At 73.8% G+C, this 17,930-nt stretch carries 14 protein-coding genes; 6 read left to right on the top strand and 8 right to left on the bottom strand.

Annotated elements, in window-relative coordinates; all coding sequences use genetic code 11:
* Window positions 1-147: 147 nt before the first annotated feature.
* From ACSTA4_RS13255 to ACSTA4_RS13270, 4 genes are all read right to left on the bottom strand, one after another.
* A complete protein-coding gene (locus ACSTA4_RS13255; RefSeq protein WP_444963793.1) occupies window positions 148-1,674 on the bottom strand; it encodes an FAD-dependent monooxygenase in 1,527 nt (508 codons plus the stop codon).
* 124 nt (window positions 1,675-1,798) lie between these two features.
* Entirely contained in the window at window positions 1,799-2,899 is a 1,101-nt protein-coding gene (locus ACSTA4_RS13260) for a serine hydrolase domain-containing protein (protein ID WP_444963794.1), read from the bottom strand.
* A 378-nt stretch (window positions 2,900-3,277) separates the two neighbouring features.
* Window positions 3,278-4,456, bottom strand: a complete 1,179-nt coding sequence (locus tag ACSTA4_RS13265; RefSeq protein WP_444963795.1) for a phosphatidylserine decarboxylase — start codon at window positions 4,454-4,456, stop codon at window positions 3,278-3,280.
* A gap of 824 nt (window positions 4,457-5,280) precedes the next feature.
* Complete coding sequence (locus ACSTA4_RS13270) at window positions 5,281-7,137, bottom strand: alkyl/aryl-sulfatase (protein WP_444963796.1); 1,857 nt, start codon at window positions 7,135-7,137, stop codon at window positions 5,281-5,283.
* Between the two features lie 468 nt (window positions 7,138-7,605).
* Between ACSTA4_RS13270 and ACSTA4_RS13275 the strand changes: the two genes are divergently transcribed.
* The 5 genes from ACSTA4_RS13275 (at window position 7,606) to ACSTA4_RS13295 (ending at window position 11,618) form a co-directional block, all read left to right on the top strand.
* The gene (locus ACSTA4_RS13275) at window positions 7,606-7,917 is read left to right on the top strand and encodes a ribosomal protein L7/L12 (protein ID WP_444963797.1); all 312 of its coding nucleotides are present in this window, start codon (window positions 7,606-7,608) and stop codon (window positions 7,915-7,917) included.
* Between the two features lie 99 nt (window positions 7,918-8,016).
* A complete protein-coding gene (locus tag ACSTA4_RS13280; protein ID WP_444963798.1) occupies window positions 8,017-8,610 on the top strand; it encodes a hypothetical protein in 594 nt (197 codons plus the stop codon).
* A 451-nt stretch (window positions 8,611-9,061) separates the two neighbouring features.
* The gene (locus ACSTA4_RS13285; protein ID WP_444963799.1) at window positions 9,062-9,691 is read left to right on the top strand and encodes an SCO family protein; all 630 of its coding nucleotides are present in this window, start codon (window positions 9,062-9,064) and stop codon (window positions 9,689-9,691) included.
* A complete protein-coding gene (locus ACSTA4_RS13290; RefSeq protein ID WP_444963800.1) occupies window positions 9,688-10,947 on the top strand; it encodes a Dyp-type peroxidase in 1,260 nt (419 codons plus the stop codon). The genes ACSTA4_RS13285 and ACSTA4_RS13290 overlap by 4 nt, the downstream gene beginning before the upstream one ends.
* Window positions 10,948-11,051: 104 nt before the next feature.
* On the top strand, window positions 11,052-11,618 hold the full coding sequence (locus ACSTA4_RS13295) for a copper chaperone PCu(A)C (RefSeq protein WP_444963801.1): 567 nt from the start codon (window positions 11,052-11,054) through the stop codon (window positions 11,616-11,618).
* 103 nt (window positions 11,619-11,721) lie between these two features.
* Here the strand turns inward: ACSTA4_RS13295 and ACSTA4_RS13300 are convergent, their stop codons facing one another.
* On the bottom strand, window positions 11,722-13,188 hold the full coding sequence (locus ACSTA4_RS13300) for a PepSY-associated TM helix domain-containing protein (RefSeq protein ID WP_444963802.1): 1,467 nt from the start codon (window positions 13,186-13,188) through the stop codon (window positions 11,722-11,724).
* A gap of 290 nt (window positions 13,189-13,478) precedes the next feature.
* Entirely contained in the window at window positions 13,479-14,690 is a 1,212-nt protein-coding gene (locus ACSTA4_RS13305) for an MFS transporter (protein ID WP_444963803.1), read from the bottom strand.
* A gap of 65 nt (window positions 14,691-14,755) precedes the next feature.
* Here ACSTA4_RS13305 and ACSTA4_RS13310 point away from each other — a divergent pair, with 65 nt between their 5' ends.
* The gene (locus ACSTA4_RS13310) at window positions 14,756-15,352 is read left to right on the top strand and encodes a helix-turn-helix domain-containing protein (RefSeq protein ID WP_444963804.1); all 597 of its coding nucleotides are present in this window, start codon (window positions 14,756-14,758) and stop codon (window positions 15,350-15,352) included.
* A 108-nt stretch (window positions 15,353-15,460) separates the two neighbouring features.
* On the opposite strand, the gene ACSTA4_RS13315 is transcribed toward ACSTA4_RS13310, so the two are convergent.
* Together ACSTA4_RS13315 and ACSTA4_RS13320 are read right to left on the bottom strand one after the other, a co-directional pair.
* Window positions 15,461-16,537 (bottom strand): class I mannose-6-phosphate isomerase, encoded by a 1,077-nt coding sequence (locus ACSTA4_RS13315; protein ID WP_444963805.1) that lies wholly within the window; start codon window positions 16,535-16,537, stop codon window positions 15,461-15,463.
* The gene (locus tag ACSTA4_RS13320) at window positions 16,534-17,373 is read right to left on the bottom strand and encodes an SDR family oxidoreductase (RefSeq protein ID WP_444963806.1); all 840 of its coding nucleotides are present in this window, start codon (window positions 17,371-17,373) and stop codon (window positions 16,534-16,536) included. The genes ACSTA4_RS13315 and ACSTA4_RS13320 overlap by 4 nt, the downstream gene beginning before the upstream one ends.
* Window positions 17,374-17,930: the final 557 nt, after the last annotated feature.

Below are 17,930 nucleotides of genomic sequence, written 5' to 3' on the forward strand. Positions count from 1 at the left end.
GGCTGAGGACTCCGATCGCTTTCTGGAGGGCGCCACGGGGGCCGCCCTCCGGAAAGCGGGTCGTCCCGCCCCGGTCGACTATCCGCCGCCCGCCGGGCGGCGGACCCCGGCACGTGCCTCACGTCCGCCCGGGCGCCGCGACCGTTCTCAGGGCGCGCCGAACCACGTGGAGAGCGCCTCGCGCAGCGCGGGCGCGGCTCCGTCGGCCGGTTCGTCGACCGCCGTCGCCCAGGCGACGTGGCCGTCCGGGCGGATCAGGAGGGCGTCGGCCGGTCGGTCGTCGGTCCTGGCTGTGTGCACGTCCACGCGCCCGTGCCAGGCCCGGGCGGTCTCGTGGAGCCCTCCACGGCCGGTGAGGTCTAGGAGCACGGGGCGCGCGGCGCGCATGAGTTCCGCGACGCTGGTCACGCCCCGCTCGGTGTGCAAGGTGAGGTCGGGCGCGAAGGCGCCGACCAGTGAGTGGCGGTCGGCGCCCGGCAGCGGGTAGCGGATGTCGGACCCGGCCACGAGCGCCCCCATGCGGCGCAGCGGCTGCTCGTCGGTGAGCAGTTCCCGGAAGACCTCCCGGAGCGCTTCGGCGGCCGGGTCGTGTCCGCGCCGCAGCGCCACCTGGGCCCTGGTGTGCAGCATGGTGCGGGCTCCGGCGAGGTGGCGTTCGCCGTGGTAGGTGTCCAGCAGGCCCTGCGGCGCCCGGCCGCGGACGTCGGCGGCCAGCTTCCAGGCCAGGTTGACCGCGTCGAGCATGCCCGCGCTGATCGCCACGCCGGTGGCGGGGAACAGGTGCGCCGCGTCACCGGCCAGCAGGATCCGCCCGTCGCGGTAGCGCTCGGCCTGGTGGGCCCTGAAGGTGAACCGCGACAGCCGCAGCGGTTCCCCCAGGGGCAGGTCCACGCCGATCACGCGGCGAAGGCTCCCCTGGAGTTCGGCCACGGACATCGGTGTGTCGTCGTCGTACTCGGCTGCCTCGTCCTCGACGGTGTAGAGGGAGGCTACCCCGGAGTCCGGCGACGCGCTGACTCCGAGGAGGCCGCCCTCCGTCCGGGTGAAGCCCGCGCGGACCGTGCCGAAGCCGGGAACGTCGAGGCCGCCGTCGTCGAGCACGGTCACCGTGTCGGGCAGGGCTACCTGGGCCAGTCGGTTGACCTCCGGGTAGGTGGTGCCGGGGAAGGGGATACCGGCCCGTTCGCGGACCCGGCTGCGCGCGCCGTCGCAACCCACGAGGTAGTGGGCGCTCGCCCGGTACGGCCCGTCCGGACCGCGCACGTCCACGGTCGCGGCGGCGTCGTCCTGGCTGAGCCCGACCACCTCGTGTCCGCGGCGGAGGTCCACGCCGAGTTCGGCGGCGCGTTCGTCGAGCAGCTGCTCCAGCCGCTGCTGGGGCAGGGGCAGGGCGTGCATCGGGGGGTCGGCCAACCGGGTGAGGTCCAGGTGCACACCGCCGAACGGGAACCGGGGAGCCGGGGCGGGGCCGGTGCAGGCCGCCTCGAACCGCTCCAGCAGTCCCCGGTGGCGCAGCAGTTCCAGGATCTGTCCGCCGAGGCCGCCGGCCTTGGGGGTGCTGCGGCGGTGCGGATACCGCTCCAGCACCAGCGGCCTCAGCCCGGCCAGACGCAGTTCGGCGGCCAGCATCAGGCCGGTCGGACCGGCGCCCACGACGATCACGTCAGCGTCCATGCACTTCCCTCCACAAGAACGGCACGGACCGTGCCGTTCCACCCGGTTCGGGGAGAATGCCCGAGCCGGTACACCGGTGTCAAGTACGGTCCATGCCGTGCGGTCGGCCGGGCGCGTGGACCGTCTAGCCCTCCGCCCCCGGGCGCCCGCCGCCGAACACCTCCTCGACGAGCCGCTGCGTCGTCTCCTGGAACGTCTGCGCCAGGGACAGTCCGGCGTCGTCCACGTAGGTCAGTGAGGCGGTCAGGGTCCTGCCGCCGTCGGCCGTGGCGTACATCAGCGCCGCCGAGCCCGCGATGCCGCCGTTGTGGTGGAAGAGGGTCTGGCCGTCGGTCTCCTGGACGAACACCCCCAGGCCGTAGCCGACCTTCTCCTCCGGCGTGCGCATCTCGGCCAACAGTTCGGTCGGCAGGAGCCTGCCGCCCATCAGCGCGGAGAAGTACGTGTGCAGGTCCCGGGTGGTCGAGATCATGTCACCGCCGCTGGAGATCCAGGAGGGGTTCTGCCGGGTGACGTCGACCGTCCTCTCCCGGCCCTCCTCCTCGTACCGGTAGTAGGCGTGGGCGTGCGGCTCGGGGATCTCCGTCCGGGTGGTCGGCACCACGGTGCCCGTCAGCCCGAGCGGGCCCAGGATCAGCCGCCGCGTCTCCTCGGCGAGCGAGCGGCCGGTGACCCGCTCGACCAGCAGCCGGGCCAGCACGTAGTTGGTGTTGGCGTAGCTCCAGTCCGTCCCCGGCTCGAACCGGGACGGCTTGGACAGGGCCAGCCGCACCAGCTCCTCCGGCGGGTAGGTCCGGAACCGGTCTTCCACCCACTCCCGGCCCGACCAGGTGATCCCCGGCGCGAAGGTTCCGTCCTCGTAGACCTCGCCGGTGTGGTTGAACACCCCGCTGGTGTGCTGGAGTAGCATCCGCACCGTGATCCGCCGGTCCAGCCCGAACTCGGGCAGGTGGTCGGCCACCCGGTCCTCCAGTCCGATCCCGCCCTCGGCCACCAGCATGAGCACCGTGGTCGCGACGAAGTTCTTGGTGGCGCTGCCGATCCGGAAGTGCCCGTCGGCCGGCGGCAGCTCCGGCTCGCCCAGCCTGCGCGCCCCGGCGCTGCCGACCCACTCGCCGTGCTCGTCGTGTACGCGCAACTGCATTCCGACGAAGCCGGAGTCGACGATCTCCTGCATGGTCTTGTGCAGTTCCGGACGGTCCTGCTCGGTGGGGGCGAGGGACATGGTGGTGTTCTCCTTCGAAGCGGTGACGCGGTGGGAGCGGGGGGAGGGGATCGCCGTGCGAGGTGGCGGCGCGGATGCCGGGTCCGGTGGTGCCGTTGTCCACGAAAACGGTTCGGTGCTTTTCCCCCTGGTGCGCCGCTGGCGCGGCTCGCTGTTTCTGGCAGTGGAAAAGCTACGTTGCGTTCGTGGTTGTGGCAACGGGAACTTCGCGGCAAATCCCCGTGTTCGCAGGTGAATCCAGGGAAATTATTGCAATGGCTCTGAATCTAATGCAACAAAACTCGCCTCAGGCGTTGCAATGGCTGGAAAGCGAACGCTACGGCCGCCCTGCGGCGCTGGCGCAGGGCGGCCGGGCCCCGTCGGGCGGGGCGACCGCGGTCAGAACCCGAGGCGCCGGGAGGGCGTGCGCCAGGAGCCGGCGAAGACCGCCGCCGACGTCTCCGGGTCCTCGAAGTTCCCGATGCGCTGCCCCTGGAGGAGCTGGAGCGCGGGGAACCTACCCTTCTCGAACAGGAGGATGTTCAGCGAACCGCCGTACTTGAAACACCCGATCTCCTCCCCCTTGGCCACGTCGGCGGGTTCCTCGGGGGTCACCTTGGCGAATTTCGGCCTGAACTCGACGGAGGCGATCGAGTTCAGTCCGACGGGGACCATTCCGACCAGACCGTTGTCGTCCTCACCCGTGGCGATGACGAGATAACCCCGGCGGAAGTACTCGAACATGCTGTAGTCGTACCCGTATCCGACGTTGCCCTTGTTGAGCAGTTCGGGGAAGTTGCGCATGCCGTAGTAGACGCCGCCGACGTCGTCACGCGATTCCAGCACGCGCCCCCTGACGGGGGAGTGGTAGCGGTGATACGACTTGGGCAGCAGGATGCAGGACACCGCCGTGCCGCCGACGAACCTGCTGGCGTAGTCGGAGCCGTCGAGCAACTGCCCGACGTTCATGGTGACCGTCTTGACCGGAATCCGCGTCTCCTCGGTCAGTTCGTCGACGATCATGTTGATGACGCAGTCGGCCGGGGCGACCACCACGGATTCGTCGTCGGGGGCGTCGACCGGTCGCTTTCCCTGTTTGACCTCACGGACGAAGAACTCGTTGAAGTTCTTGTAGCCGCCTGCCGGGACGACGTAGTCGTCCATCCTTCGCCCGAGCTCCCTCATCCACTCCTCCGCCAGGCCGAGGGAGGCCTCGGAGTCCATGTAGCGCCCCTGCAACTCCGTGAAGAGGGCGGTCATCCGGCATCCGGGGCCGGAGGTGACGAAGACCATGCCGTAGTCGTTCTCGTAGTTGATCCAACTGAACTTCTCGATGTAGTTCAGCCCGCTGGAGACACCCGGCCGCCACTGGTCCCATTCGCGGAAGAAGTCGCACAGGTCGTTGATCGTCCTTTCTCGCCAGTCGTAGCGGACCTCCTCCGGTGCGTCCTCGGGGATCGGTTTCACGTGCCTGATCGCGGCGTCGTACATGGTGGCGAAGCCCTCGAAATCATCCCTGTACCAACTCTCGATCAGTTCGACGAATTCGTCGATGTCCTGGATCTGGTCCTGTGTCAATGTTCCCCCTCTGTCGTTTCTGCCTGGCTTGCGCGACTTCGGTGCGGTGGTCGGCGACCAGTCGTCGGGCGCGTTTCCGCCGGATGCGGAGAGCGGTCGAACGGGCACGGTTCCCGTTCGAAGCGCCGACCGTCGTGCGCGACGCGGCGCGTATGCGCGACATCGGGAGTTCCCGGGGCTCGCGAGGCCGTAACCCCGGGGCGGCTTTCTGCTTTTCCCGCGGCAGGATTGGTGATCGCTATTCCTTTTTGGGGCGGCGATGCGAGGGGTTTGTCCGTGTGCTTTCGGCTGGGTTCCGTCCGGGTTTACCGCCTGTCCGCGCCGGGGGGGCTCCGTGCCGGTCGGCGCGGTACGTACCGGTACGACCCGCCGCCGGTGGGGTGCCTGCCGCCCCGGTACCGACCGGCCGCGGGAGCGTCCCCCCTCCGCCGACCAGCCCCATCCCACCTCTGTCGGCCAGCCCCGCCGGAACGGCAATCGCGAAACGGCCGCGGGCCCGCCGGTGTCCGTGGTTGCATGGCGTGCGTACCCGCCTCGACCGTCCCCGGACACGGAAGGGCCCGCGTGAACACACCGCCGACCACACCGAGGCAGGAACGGGACCGCGGCACCGCGGACGTGCGCGTCCTCGCGCGCCGAGGCGGCCGCCTCGGCCTGCCCCCGGAGCACACGGCGCCTTCCGGAGCGGGGCGGGGCCGATGACGCGGACGGTGCGGGTGGGCTCGCGCGGCAGCCACCTGGCCAGGGCCGGGGTCGCCGGGGAACTGCGCGAGCGCGGTGCCGCCGACCTGCTCGCCGGGCCGCCGACCCCGGCGTGAGCGGGTTCAGTCCCCGCCCGCGGCCTCCCGGCGGGGGCGCGGAGCGCCGGCCCGGGTCTCCCGGGGTGTGACGATGTTGAACTCCGGGTCCGGCTCCTCCAGCAGGCCGAACAGCGTGGTGAGCAGTGACGCGTCGCCCGAGGTGTCCAGGTCCTCGGAGCCCCCGCCCGCGACCAGGCCCAGGAGTTCGGGCTTGGTGAGCGTGACGGTCAGGTCGGCGCCACCGCCGCCGGGGGACTCCCAGGAGATGAGCGCCCCGTTGGACAGTTTGGTGCGGTGGGTCGTGTCCAGGTCGGTGAACACCCAGTCCACGGTGAAGCGGTGGTCCCAGGCCCGGGGGCCGTCGATCCGGATGGCCAGGGAGTCGAAGAGCTGTTCCACGGTGAGCGCCGAGGTCATGCCCCCGCCGATGGCGAGCGGTTGGGCTCCCGGCGCTCCCCGCAGCTCCCGCGCGCCCTGGAGGTAGAAGTTGCGCCAGGTGCCGCACTCGGCCCCGTGGCCCAGCCGCTCGTACACCCCGGCCAGCGCCTCCCTGGCCCCGGTGTGGTCGGGGCGGGCGTACACCGCGTGGTCGAGCAGGGTGGCGGCGAAGCGCAGGTCCCCCTCGTCGCGGTACCTCCCGGCCTTGGCCACCACCTCCTCCACACCGCCCATGCAGTCGACGTAGCGTCTGGCCTCCTCCGCCGGCGGGTGCTCCCACAGGTGGGCGGGGTTGCCGTCGAACCAGCCCATGTAGCGCTGGTAGATCGCCTTGACGTTGTGGCTGACCGAACCGTAGTAGCCGTGGGTGTGCCACTCCCGCTCCAGCCCGGGCGGCATCCGGATCTCCTCGGCGATCTCCGACCCCACCATGCCGCGGTTGACCATGCGCAGCGTCTGGTCGTGGAGGTAGGCGTACAGGTCGCGCTGCTGGGACAGGAAGCGGACGACCTCCCCGCCGCCCCAGGTCGGCCAGTGGTGCGAGGCGAACACCACGTCGGAGTCGCGCCCGAACAGCTCGACCGCCTCGTTGAGGTAGCGCGACCAGACCCGGGCGTCGCGCACCAGCGCGCCGCGCAGGGTGAGCAGGTTGTGCAGGTTGCGGGTGGCGTTCTCGGCCATGCACAGGGCCCGGTACCCGGGGAAGTGGAAGTTCATCTCCGAGGGCGCCTCGGTGCCGGGCGTCATCTGGAAGACCATCCGCACCCCGTCCACGACCTCCTCCTGGCCGGTGCGGGTGATGTCCCGGTTGGGTTCCAGGAGCGTCACCGTGCCGCTGGAGGTGCTCTGGCCGAGGCCGTCGCCGATCTGCCCGTCGGGGCCCTTGGGCAGGAGGACACCGGTGTGGAAGACGCCCCGCCGTCCCATCGCGACACCGGCGTAGACGTTCTCCGACACCGCGTGCTCCATGAACCCGGCCGGTGCCAGGATCGGCACGTTCCCGTCGGTGACCCCGCCGACGCCGCCGAAGTGGTCGATGTGGGAGTGGGTGTAGACCACCCCGGTGACCGGGCGGTCGCCCCGGTGCCTGCGGTACAGCTCCAGCCCGGCCGCGGCGGGTTCCGCCGACACCAGGGGGTCGATGACGATGACGCCGGTGTCGCCCTCCACGAGGGTCATGTTGGACAGGTCGAACCCGCGGATCTGGTAGACGCCCTCGGTGACCTCGTACAGCCCCTGGCGCGAGCACAGCCGGGACTGCCGCCACAGGCTGGGGTTGGCGGTGTCGGGGCAGGGCCCGTCGAGGAAGGCGTAGGCGTCGGCGTCCCACACCACGCGGCCCTCGGCGTTCGTGATCCGCCCCGGTTCGAGCCGGGCGATCAGCCCCCGGTCGGCGTTGGCGAAGTCGGCGGTGTCGGTGCGGTCGGGTCCGGTCGTGGTCAACTCTTCCTCCTGGCTCCTGGGCACGGAACGGTCGGTCGGGCTCAGGAGCGCGGGGCCCGGACGCACTGGGCCATGACCGCGTGCCCTCCCGTCGTCGCCGGGCCGCCCGGTCGGGCCTTGGACGGGCCCGACCGGGGCGAGCCTTCCCGTAGGCGTCTCTGGCTAGAACCAGCGACCGGCAAAAGGGGTATCCGCACCGTCTCGACGCCGCCGGGTGCCTCGTCGTGGTCGCCCCGGACGAGGAGGAACTCGTGCCGTGCACACCCACCGCCCCCGAGGGCCGCCGACACCTCCCCACCCGGACGCCGACCACGGTTGGGGCCGGGGGTGGGCGGGCCCCGCCCGGGGAGTGGACGCCCGCGGCCCGCCGTACACTACGGGGCCGGGGCGGACGCCCCGTTCCGCACTCCTGGGAAGGCAGCACCGACCATGGCCGGTTTCTTCGAACGTCTCCTCAGCCCCGAGCCCATGAGAAGGCCGGTCGACCAGGGCACGGTCGACGAGGCACAGGCCCTCGTGCGGGCGGACCGCAAGATCGAGGCGATCAAGCTCGTGCGCGAGCGCACCGGCGCGGGACTGGCCGAGGCCAAGCACGTCGTCGACGCCGTCGAGCAGGGCCACTGGATCCCGGTCGAGCCCCCGCCCGGTCAGAGCCTCGCCGACCGGGCCCGGGAGCTGCTCGCTCAGGACCGTGCGGCCGACGCCGTCACGACGGTCTCCCGCGAGACCGGGATGACCGAGGCCGAAGCCTCCCGCTTCGTCGACGCCCTCGACCGCTGAACCCGGCGGCGCCTCCGCGCCGTGTCCGCCGCCGCGCGCCCGTCCCCCGCGAGGCCGGGGCCATCCCGCTCCGGCGGTGCGTGAGGGGGGTGAGACGATATGCGGGAGATGTCAGAGAGCCAGCCGTGCCGTCCGTTGCGCACCGGGGTGTTCACCCTGGTGTGCGCGAGCGTGTCCGCGCACGGCCACGCCCTCGGCTCCGGCCACGACGTCCCCCTCGCGGGCCTCCTGCTGGGCTGCGCGGCCGTCCTCGGGGTGTCCTGGGCCGCCGCCGGACGCCGCTACGGCCCGGCGATGCTCGTCGGCTGGATGCTGTGGGGGCAGCTCGCCCTCCACGTGGCCTTCAGCTACACCCAGAACACCGGGCGGGGCCGGACCGCGCACGGCGCCCACTCCGCCGACGCGGTCGCCCACTCCGCCCTGTCGGGCTGGCAGATGATCGCCGTCCACGTGCTGGCCGCGCTGGTCAGCGCGTGGTGGCTGCACCGGGGGGAGAACGCGCTCTTCGCGTTCCTGCGCTTCATGGCGCTCACCCTTCTCCCGCTCCTGCTGATCCTGGGCTGGGGCTCCGTGCCGCCCGTCCGGGCGGTCGGCCCCGGTCGGTGGAGCGACGAGCGCCCGCCGTCGCTCCTTCCCTACCTGCGCCACACCCGGGTCCTACGGGGTCCGCCCGTCCCGCTCGGCGCCGCCTGAGCCTTCGGCGCCCTTCCGGCCGTCGCACCGTCCGCACCGCCCGCTCCCGGCGCGCGGAGCCGTCGTGCGCGCCGTGATCCTCCGCCCGCGCCCCTGGCCGGGTTCCTCTCCCGTGCTCCGGCCGCTTCGCGCCGCCCTCCGCGGGCGTTTGCCGACCGGCACGCCCGGGCCCCGGTGACGCGGCCGCGCTGATCCGCCTTCCGCGGTGCGCCCGGACGGACCCCGCGCCGCCTTCCGCGCGCTCCAGGGTCCCACGCGCCCACGGCGCGGGGCTCCCGCGTGCCGTGTGCTGCGCGCGTGCGCCGCGACCCGCTGCCCGTGCCCGGCGAGACCGTCCGGTCAGCGAGGCCGGGGAGCCGGGGAGGGCCGGACGGCCACTCCTCCGACGTCCCACCCACGCAGAACCACATCCGGCCCCTCCGGGCCGTTCAACGACTTACGGAGACACACGATGACCCGATCACCCCTCTCCCGCACAGCGCGCGGTGCGCTGGCCGCGGCGGCCTCCCTGGCCCTGGTCACCTCCTGCGCCGCGGACCCGGCCGACACCCTGGCCGAGACGGAGTACTTCCTGGACCTGTCCGACGAGCCGATGGCCGCCTCCACCGTCCGGCTGGCCACGGTCGAGGGCGAGCCCTGGACCTTCACCGACGTCGCCGACGACCGCCTCACCCTGCTCTTCTTCGGCTACACCAGCTGCCCGGACGTGTGCCCGATGACCATGGCCGAGATCAACCTGGCCCTCGACCAGGCGGGGGAGGAGGCCGGGGACTACGACGTCGTCATGGTCAGCACCGACCCCGAGCGCGACACCGACGAACAACTGCGCTCGTGGCTGGACCGCTTCGACCCCGCCTTCCAGGGGGTGCGCGGGGACATCGACGCCACGGTCGACGCCGCCGCGGACTACGGCATCCCGGTCGAGGCTCCCCGGGAGACCGAGGGCGAGTACCTGGTCTCCCACGGAGGCCGGATCGTCGTCCTGCTCCCCGACGGGAGAGCGGCGGGCATGTTCGACGAGGGCACCGAGGCGGACCAGATCGCCGAACTCCTGCCCGAGCTCAGGGACGCGCTGCTGTGACGGGGGACGCGCACCAGCCGCCCCGGTTCTCCCGGCGCGGCCTGCTCACCGCCGCGGGGGCGGCGGGGATCGCCGGAATCGGCACCGGAGGGCTGACGGGGTACGCCTCCGCCGCCGCGGCCGCGGAGGAACGGGCCGCCCTCGCCCTGACCGCCGCCCGCTCCCGGGGCGGTCCGCGGGAGGGACGCCCTCCCGCGCTGCTGACGCCCGCGCCCGCGCACGTGCGGGTGGTGGCCGTGGACGTGGACGCCCGGGAGGCGGCGGACGTGCGCGGGGCCGCCCGCGAGGTCCTCGGGACCTGGAGCCGTGAGGCCCGATCCCTGCACGAGCGGGGACCGGCCGCCCTCGGGGAGGGCGCGCCCTCCCAGGGCCTGCACCCCGCCTCGCTGGGGGTCACCCTCGGTATCGGCCCCTCCCTGCTGGAACGCGCGGGTCTGGCCGACCGGCGCCCGCCGCACATGGAGGACCTGCCCGCCTTCGACTCCGACCACCTCGACCCCGCCTGGTGCGGCGGCGATCTCATGCTGCACGTGGGAGCCGAGGACCCCCTGGTCCTCAGCTCCGCGGTCGACCACCTGCTGCGCGCGGCCTGGGGCCGGGTCGGGGTCCGCTGGTCCCTGGCCGCCTTCCAGCGGTCGGCCGCGGCCGCCGCCGACCCCGCCGCCACACCGCGCAACCTCATGGGCCAGGTCGACGGGACGGTCAACCCGCGCCCCGACGAGGCCCTGTTCGCCACCCAGGTCCTGGCCTCCCACACCGAACCCTCCCTGGCGTGGATGGACGGGGGGTCCTACCTGGTCGTGCGGCGCATCCGCATGCTGCTGGACGACTGGTTCGCCCTGGAGACCCGACGACGCGAGGACGTCATCGGACGCCGCCTGTCCGACGGCGCGCCCCTGGGCGGGGACCGCGAGCACGACCGGCCCGACCTGTCGGCCCGGGACGGCGCGGGGGAGCCGGTCATCGCCCGTGACGCCCACATCAGGCTCGCCAGCCCCGAGAGCACGCTGGGGGCGCGGATGCTGCGCCGGGGCTTCAGCTACGACCTGGGCTGGGACGCCGACGGCCGCAGGCAGGCGGGCCTGCTCTTCACCGCCTGGCAGGCCGATCCGCGCACCGGGTTCACGGCCGTGCAGCGCAACCTCGACGAGGGCGGGGACGCGCTCGGCGCCTACGTCAGGCACGAGGGCAGCGCCCTGTTCGCGGTGCCGCCGCTGCGGGAGGGGGAGCCGCATGTGGCGCACACCCTGCTGTGAGACCGGGGTGCCCGGGAACCGGAGCGGTTCCCGCGACGACATCACGGTCGGGCCCGGCAGCGGAGCCCGACCCGACGCAGGGGAGGAAGAGGTAAGTGAGGACCATGCCGCGTACACGGGCTGACAGACGACGTCTCGCACGCCGCGCCGCACCGGCGGCCCTGGGGGTGCTGCTGTGCGTCACCGCGTGCGGGGGCGGGCAGGGCGGCTCCGGGGAACCGGCCTCCGCCGCCCCCGCGAGCGAACGGGGCCGCGCCGAGGCCGGGCACCTGCTGGTGTCGGACGCCTGGATGCCCGAACCGGCCAACCCGGAGGTGGGGGTGGTCTACCTGCGCGTGTCCAACTCGGGGGAGTCCGACGACGCCGTCACGGGCGTGTCCACCGACGCCTCCGAGGACGCCGACCTGTGCAGCACCGAGACCGCCGACTCCGGAGCCGCGCGCATGCGGGTCGTGGAGGAGATCCCGGTTCCGGCCGGGGGAGCGACCACCCTGGTCGAGGGCGGCTACCACGTCATGGTCAACGACCTGCCCGAGGCCCCGGTCGTCGGGGACGAGGTCACCGTCACCCTCTCCTTCGCCAGCGAGGAGGAGGTGGAGGTCACCGTTCCGGTGGAGCCGATGACCGCGCGGAGCGGGGAGAGCGGCTCCGGGCACGACCACCACCACTGAGCCCGTCGCTCCGTGCCGGTCCGGGGGGCGGCCGCCCGGCGCGGCGACCGCCCCCCGGCCCCGGACCCCCGGTCCACGGGTCAGGCGGTCCCGCGGCCGCCCGTCACAGGCTCCGCGCCCCGGACGGGGGCGCGCCCGCGGACTCGGGCCCGGCCTGCCCGCCGCTGCCCGGAGCCCGACCGCCCGGCGCGGAGCCCCCCGGGGCACGTGACCGGGCCCGCCACCCGAGGACGGCGTCCACGACCAGGAACACCAGCAGCGAGGCCCCCAGCAGTGGCACCGCCCAGCCGACCAGGGCCAGGACGGCCACCACCGCGACCTTGGACAGCGGGGGAAGGGCCGCGAAGGAGCCGCGCGGGTAGGGGCGCCCCACGCCCAGGGCGCGGGACCGGGTGGGGCGCCGCTGCCACCACATGCGGTACCCCAGCACGATGACGGCGACCAGTCCCGCGGCCAGGGCGGACAGCACCAGCTGGTTCGGCACGCCGAACAGCACACCCATGTGGGCGTCGATCCCCCACCGGCTCAGCTTGGCCATGACCGGGTAGTCGGCGAAGCGGACCACGTCGGTGACCTCGGCGGTGTCCGGGGCGACGGCGGCCGAGTCCACCCGCGTCGGCCAGCTCCGGTCGATCTGGCTCACCACGTAGGGGGAGGTGTGGTCCTCAGGCAGGGCCACCTCGACGGGGCCGTCCAGGCCCGCCTCGCGCGCGCTGGCCAGGACGGCGTCCACGCCCGCGTCCACCCCGGGCGAGGCCACCGGCGCCTCCGTGGACACCGCGGGGGTGCTCCAGTCCAGCCGCTCGCGCAGGTCGCTGATGTTGGCTCCGGCGTACTGCGACCACGTCATCCCCGTCGCCGACAGGAACAGCAGGCCCACCAGCAGCCACAGCCCGGTGGCCCCGTGCACGGAGACCGACCTGGACCGCCCCCCGGAGGTGCCTGCGCCGGGCAGCAGCAGGCGCCGCAGGCCCGCGCGCGGGCGCCGGTTGCGCGCCGCCCACAGGACGACGCCGCCCAGGGCGACCACCCACATCCAGCTCGCCGCCAGCTCGCTGTACAGGCGTCCGACGTCGCCCAAATGCAGGCTGCGGTGCAGGGTGTCGACCCACGTGCGGGCCGGGAGGGCGCCGCTGGTGCCGTAGGTCTCCATCACCCCGAGCACCTCGCCGCCGTAGGGGTCCACGAACACCGTCATCCTGTGGCTGGCCTCCAGCCCCGGCACGTCGAACAGCACCCGGGTGGAGTCCTCCGCGCCGGTGGCCGGTCGCACCGCGTCGAGTTCGGCTCCCGGCAGCTCCTCCTGGGCGACGCGCACCTGTGCGTGGAGCGGGATCGGTTCGCCGGAGGGCTCCACCCGCAGCTGCTCGGCGTAGACCGCCTGCTCGATCTGGGGCGTCCACACGTACAGCAGACCCGACACGGCGGCGACCAGGACGAAGGGGGCGACGAGGACCCCCGCGTAGAAATGCAGGCGCAGCACCAGGGGGCGCAGCGCCGCCCAGGTGCCGCGCCGTCCGGGCTCCGCGCGCGTCCCGTCCTGCGGGGGTGCGCTGTCTTCCTGTCCCATGTGGCCGCTCTCCTCGTTGTCGGCGCGACCGTTCCGGTGGCACCGCGGTGCTCCCCGGCCGGTGCGGGGCGCGCCGATCGTGATGGTTTCCTCCTGTTCGGGTCGTCCCGGAGGGCGGGGGAGTTCCCGGCGGGGGTGATTTCCCCGGAGCCGCGCACGGGCTGCCGCGCCCCCGGCGGCCGTGGGGCGGACGTGCTGCCGGTCCGCGCGGCGCGGGACGTACGGCAGCCCCGCGCTGTCAGGAGGTCAGAAGGAGTAAGCCGGTCGCTCCGGGCCCGGCGGCGGTGGCCTCACACTCCGTCGGGCGCGGTCGGCGGGGCCGGGGCGCGGCGGGAGTGCGCGCGGTGCGCCACCGCGAGGGAGGACGCCACCAGCAGGAGCGCGAAGCTGCCGACGAGGGCGGCCCGCAGGCCGAGGAGGGCGAGCAGGCCGCTCACGGCGATGATGCCGAGCGAACTCGCGGTGCGTAGGAGCGCGAACATCTCCGCGCGGCGGTCCGGCGGCGCGAGCCCGTCCAGGGCGAGCGAGTAGAACGTGCCCAGCATCGGCAGGAAGAGCCCGATGACGGCCGCGCCGGTGAGCGTCAGGGAGAGGTGCCCGCCGACCAGGACCAGCCCGGAGCCCGCGGTGGTCGCCGCCAGGAAGGCGACGACCTGCCAGGGGGCGGGCGTGCGGTTGCGCACGCTCACCCAGACCCCGCCCGCGACCGAGCCCGCGCACAGCACGAGGGCGAACAGGAAGGCCCAGCCCGGTTCGAGTCCGAAGGACAGCGCGAAGGAGACCGCTCCGACCTCGACGGCCGCGACCGCCCCCGCGCTCGCGGTCGCGCAGAACAGCCACAGGAGCACCGCGCGGGGTACCGGCGTCCGTACGCGGGGCGCTTCGCGGCCCTGCGGCCCGCGGGCTCCGGGGACGTGCGGCATCAGGAGCAGCGGGCCCACGCCCAGCGCGGTGACCGCCGCCATGGCCCAGACGGGCGAGACGGCGCCGAGCACCGAGGCGAGCACGGGGGACAGCGCGAAGCCGACCTCGTTCAGCGTCGCGGCCACGCCCAGCGCTCGGGGGAGCCCGGACGGTTCCACGAGGTGGTTGAGCAGGAGCCGCTGGTAGCCGTACGCGGCGCCGTTGACGGCCCCCGCCGCGGTGACCGCGACCAGGAGCAGCCCGAAGGGGGCCTGCGCCGCCGCCAGCACGGTGACGGCGGCGAGCGCGAGCGTTCGGACGGCGATGAGCGCGCGCAGGTAGTGGGCGCCGTTGAACCGGCGGCCCATACGGGACACGGGGACGGCGCCGAGCACCTGCGCGGCGGTCATGGCGAAGACCAGCGCCGCGCCGGACTCGGCCGTGCCGGTGATGGGGAGGGCGAGCAGGGCGAAGGCGATGGGGGCGGCGGCCTGGGGCACGCCGAACATCCCGTACCCGACCTGCCAGCGCACGACGTCGAGCCGGGAGCGCGGCGCGCCGGTGTCCCGCCCGGGCGGCCTCGCCTGGGTCCGTGCCATCAGGGCCTCGCATCCTCGCGTTCGCACGCGGTGGGGGTCGGCCCCGGGGCCGAACAAGGCAGACGATGGGCAATATAGCGCTCACCGATGTGACCGTCGACGGAACTGCCGAGCGAGGACGCGTGGCCGAGCGGATACGACCGGAGGTGGCCGTCCTCGTGGGCGGGCGCATCCGCTCACTGCGGTCGGAGGCGGGGCTGAGCGTCGCGGGGCTCGCCGAACTCAGCGGGGCCAGCCGACGCATGCTCACCCAGATCGAACTCGGCCAGGCCAACCCCAGCCTCGCGACGGTCGACCGGATCGCCTCCGCGCTCGGGATGACGTTCCCGGTGCTCGTCGGACTGCTCCCGGATCCCCCGCCCGACGGGGTCGAGGTCTGGTCGACCCCGAACGGGAGCTGGGCCTACCTCCTCAAGGCGACTGAGACGCCCCAGGTGTCGGTCGAGCTGTGGAAGTGGCACATCGCCGGGGACGACGGCTACCGGGCGGCTCCGGCGGCGGGCGCCCCCGACTCCATGACGCACGTGCTGCGTGGCCGCCTCCGCGTCCGGTCGGCTTCGGGCGACCTGTCGTGGGCGAGGCCGAGTCAGCGCGGATCGGGAGCGGTTCCGGGCACACGTTCGAGGCCGCCTCGGACGCGGGCGACTTCCTGTGGGTGGTGACGGTTCCCCGCACCGGCGGCTGACGGGCGGTGCCGCGGGAGCGGTCCGCGGGCCGACCGGCGGGCCCGGCCCCCACCGCGGCGGCGGGGGCCGGGCCGGTCCGCGGGCTCACAGGCCCTCGCCGAGGGCGGCGACGACCTCACGGGGATAACCGGCGGCGGCCAGGGGGGCGACCACGTCGCGATCCAGGTCGGGCAGGTAGCCGAACAGCACGTCGGCCGGGCCCTCGACCTCCACCCCGCCCACCGCGGCGGGCAGCAGCAGCGTCCGGGCCCGGCCCAGCTCCCCGCGCCAGTCGCCGCAGCGCACCCGCACGGGCGCCCCGACGTTGGTCAGGACCTGCGCGGTGGCGAACGTGTGGCGCAGGGGCTCGGCGGTGCCCGCGTGCCAGCGTTCGAGCGCGAAGTGCGGCCCGGCGCAGCAGAACACCCGCTCCACGCCGTCGCCGACCCCGATCCTCAGCCCCGGGTGGAAGTCGGGCCTGTGCTCCGGCCGGACCTGGGCCATCAGCGCCTCCAGGTTCGCGCGCCACCGCCCGTCCGGGACCGGTGAGCCGTCCTCCATCTCCCAGCGCATCGCGTGCTGCTGGACGTCGGAGGTCTGCTCGATCTCGTAGACCAGGGTCCGGGGGCCGAAGCTGTGCACCGTGCCGCCCGGGACGTAGACCGTCTCGCCGGGCCGCACCGGCAGGCGGCGCAGCACGGCGTCGAAGTCCTGGTCGAGCAGCGCCCGGTGGAGCTCCTCCCCGGACACCCCGCTCCTGATCCCGCACAGCGCGGTGGCGCCGGGAGGCGCGTCGAGGATGTGCCAGGCCTCGGTCTTGCCGTTGGACTGCCCCTCCAGCCGCCGGGCGGTGGCGTCGTCGGCGTGCAGGTGCACCGGCAGCGTCCCGGAGGCGTCGATGAACTTGGTCAGCACCGGGAAGACCTCCCCGGACCAGCCCTCGCCCACCAACCCCTCCGGCCACCGCGCCACGAGCTCGCGCAGGGACCGTCCGGCGAGGGGCCCGTCGAGTACCGTGCTGCCGTTCCCGTCGACGTCGCTGACCTCCCAGGTCTCCGCGATCGCCCAGTCGGGCAGCCCCTCCCGGCCCAGGTGGCGGGCGATGGCGTGGCCGCCGAACACCAACTGCCGGGCCGGAGCGCTCACCCTCAGCGGGTACCAGTCCACGGCCGTCCCCGTCACAGGACCGGTTTGCCGCCGGTGACCGCGATGCGGGCGCCGGAGACGTAGCTGGACTCGTCCGACGCCAGCATCACGTACACCGGTGCCAGCTCGGACGGCTGCCCGGCGCGGCCCAGCGGTACCTGGGAGCCGAAGTCCTCCACCTGCTCGGGCGGCATGGTCGAGGGGATCAGCGGGGTCCAGATCGGTCCCGGCGCCACGGAGTTGGCCCGGATGCCCTCGGGCGCCAGCATCTGGGCCAGCGTGGCGGCCATGTTGGCGATGCCCGCCTTGGTGGCGTTGTAGGGCAGCAGGGTGGGCGGCGGGGCGTCGGAGTTGACCGACGTGCTCGCGATGATCGAGGAGCCGGGCCGCATGTGCGGCACGGCGGCCTTGGCGAGGTGGAAGAACGCGCTGAGGTTGACGGCCAGGGTGTGGTCCCACTCCTCGTCGGGGATCTCCTCCAGAGTCTCGTGGGTCATCTGGAAGGCGGCGTTGCTGACCAGGACGTCCACCCGGCCGAACTCCTCCACCGCCTTCCCGACGAGGGCGCGGCACCGGCCCGGGTCCGCCAGGTCCCCGGGGAACAGGACGGCCCTGCGGCCCGCCTCGCGCACCCAGCGCTCGGTCTCCCGCGCGTCGTCGTGCTCGTCCAGGTAGCCGATGAGCACGTCGGCGCCCTCGCGGGCGAAGGCGATGGCCACCGCCCGCCCGATGCCGCTGTCGGCACCGGTGATGACGGCGGCCTTCCCGTCGAGCCGCCCCGACCCCCGGTAGGACTCCTCACCGTGGTCGGGTCTGGGGTCCATGGCGTCGGTGCGGCCGGGCGGGGTCTGCTGCTGTGACGGCTGGGGCACGAGGTCCTCCCGTAGACGAAGTGACCACAAGGCTACGTTCCGTGCGCGCCGGTGGCGGGGAGGGGCACGGCACTCCCGGCGAAAGCCGGGCCCCGCGCCGGGCGCCTCCCCGTGGACCGGGTCCCGGGCCGCGGCGGCGCCGGGTCGAACGCCACCGCCCGGATCATCGCGGCCGAGGGCGCCTGGATCTCCCGCGGAACTCCCCGCGGCCCGCTTCGGCGGTGCGCCCACGGACGTGACCGCCGGTCAGCGCATGTCCTGGGACCGGCCTCCGGGACCGGACTGTCGCCGCGGGTCCGGATGTCCTAGGGTGTGTGGTCCGTTCCGTGAACGCCGTACGAGGAGGTGGTCGTGATGGGGATGTTGACCTAGCCGCCCGCCCGGAGGGTCCGGGAGAGGGCGGCGGGTTCCGGAAGGAACGAGATGTCCCGTACGGACAAGACCAAACCGCTGTGGGTGCGCCAGCGCGAACACGGAGCGGTGGCGCTGCACGACCACAGCCACGGACCCTGCGACCTGCCGCCGGAGCCGACGCGTGCGACTCCCGACACGCGGTG

This window comes from Nocardiopsis sp. M1B1 (genome assembly GCF_052466615.1).

Excerpts from the sequence above, each read along its gene's own strand:
- ACSTA4_RS13255 (WP_444963793.1), bottom strand. The coding sequence starts at position 1,674 with ATGGACGCTGACGTGATCGTCGTGGGCGCCGGTCCGACCGGCCTGATG.
- ACSTA4_RS13260 (WP_444963794.1), bottom strand. The coding sequence starts at position 2,899 with ATGTCCCTCGCCCCCACCGAGCAGGACCGTCCGGAACTGCACAAGACC.
- ACSTA4_RS13275 (WP_444963797.1), top strand. The coding sequence starts at position 7,606 with ATGAGAAGGCCGGTCGACCAGGGCACGGTCGACGAGGCACAGGCCCTC.
- ACSTA4_RS13280 (WP_444963798.1), top strand. The coding sequence starts at position 8,017 with ATGCGGGAGATGTCAGAGAGCCAGCCGTGCCGTCCGTTGCGCACCGGG.
- ACSTA4_RS13285 (WP_444963799.1), top strand. The coding sequence starts at position 9,062 with ATGACCCGATCACCCCTCTCCCGCACAGCGCGCGGTGCGCTGGCCGCG.
- ACSTA4_RS13295 (WP_444963801.1), top strand. The coding sequence starts at position 11,052 with ATGCCGCGTACACGGGCTGACAGACGACGTCTCGCACGCCGCGCCGCA.
- ACSTA4_RS13300 (WP_444963802.1), bottom strand. The coding sequence starts at position 13,188 with ATGGGACAGGAAGACAGCGCACCCCCGCAGGACGGGACGCGCGCGGAG.
- ACSTA4_RS13305 (WP_444963803.1), bottom strand. The coding sequence starts at position 14,690 with ATGGCACGGACCCAGGCGAGGCCGCCCGGGCGGGACACCGGCGCGCCG.
- ACSTA4_RS13310 (WP_444963804.1), top strand. The coding sequence starts at position 14,756 with ATGGGCAATATAGCGCTCACCGATGTGACCGTCGACGGAACTGCCGAG.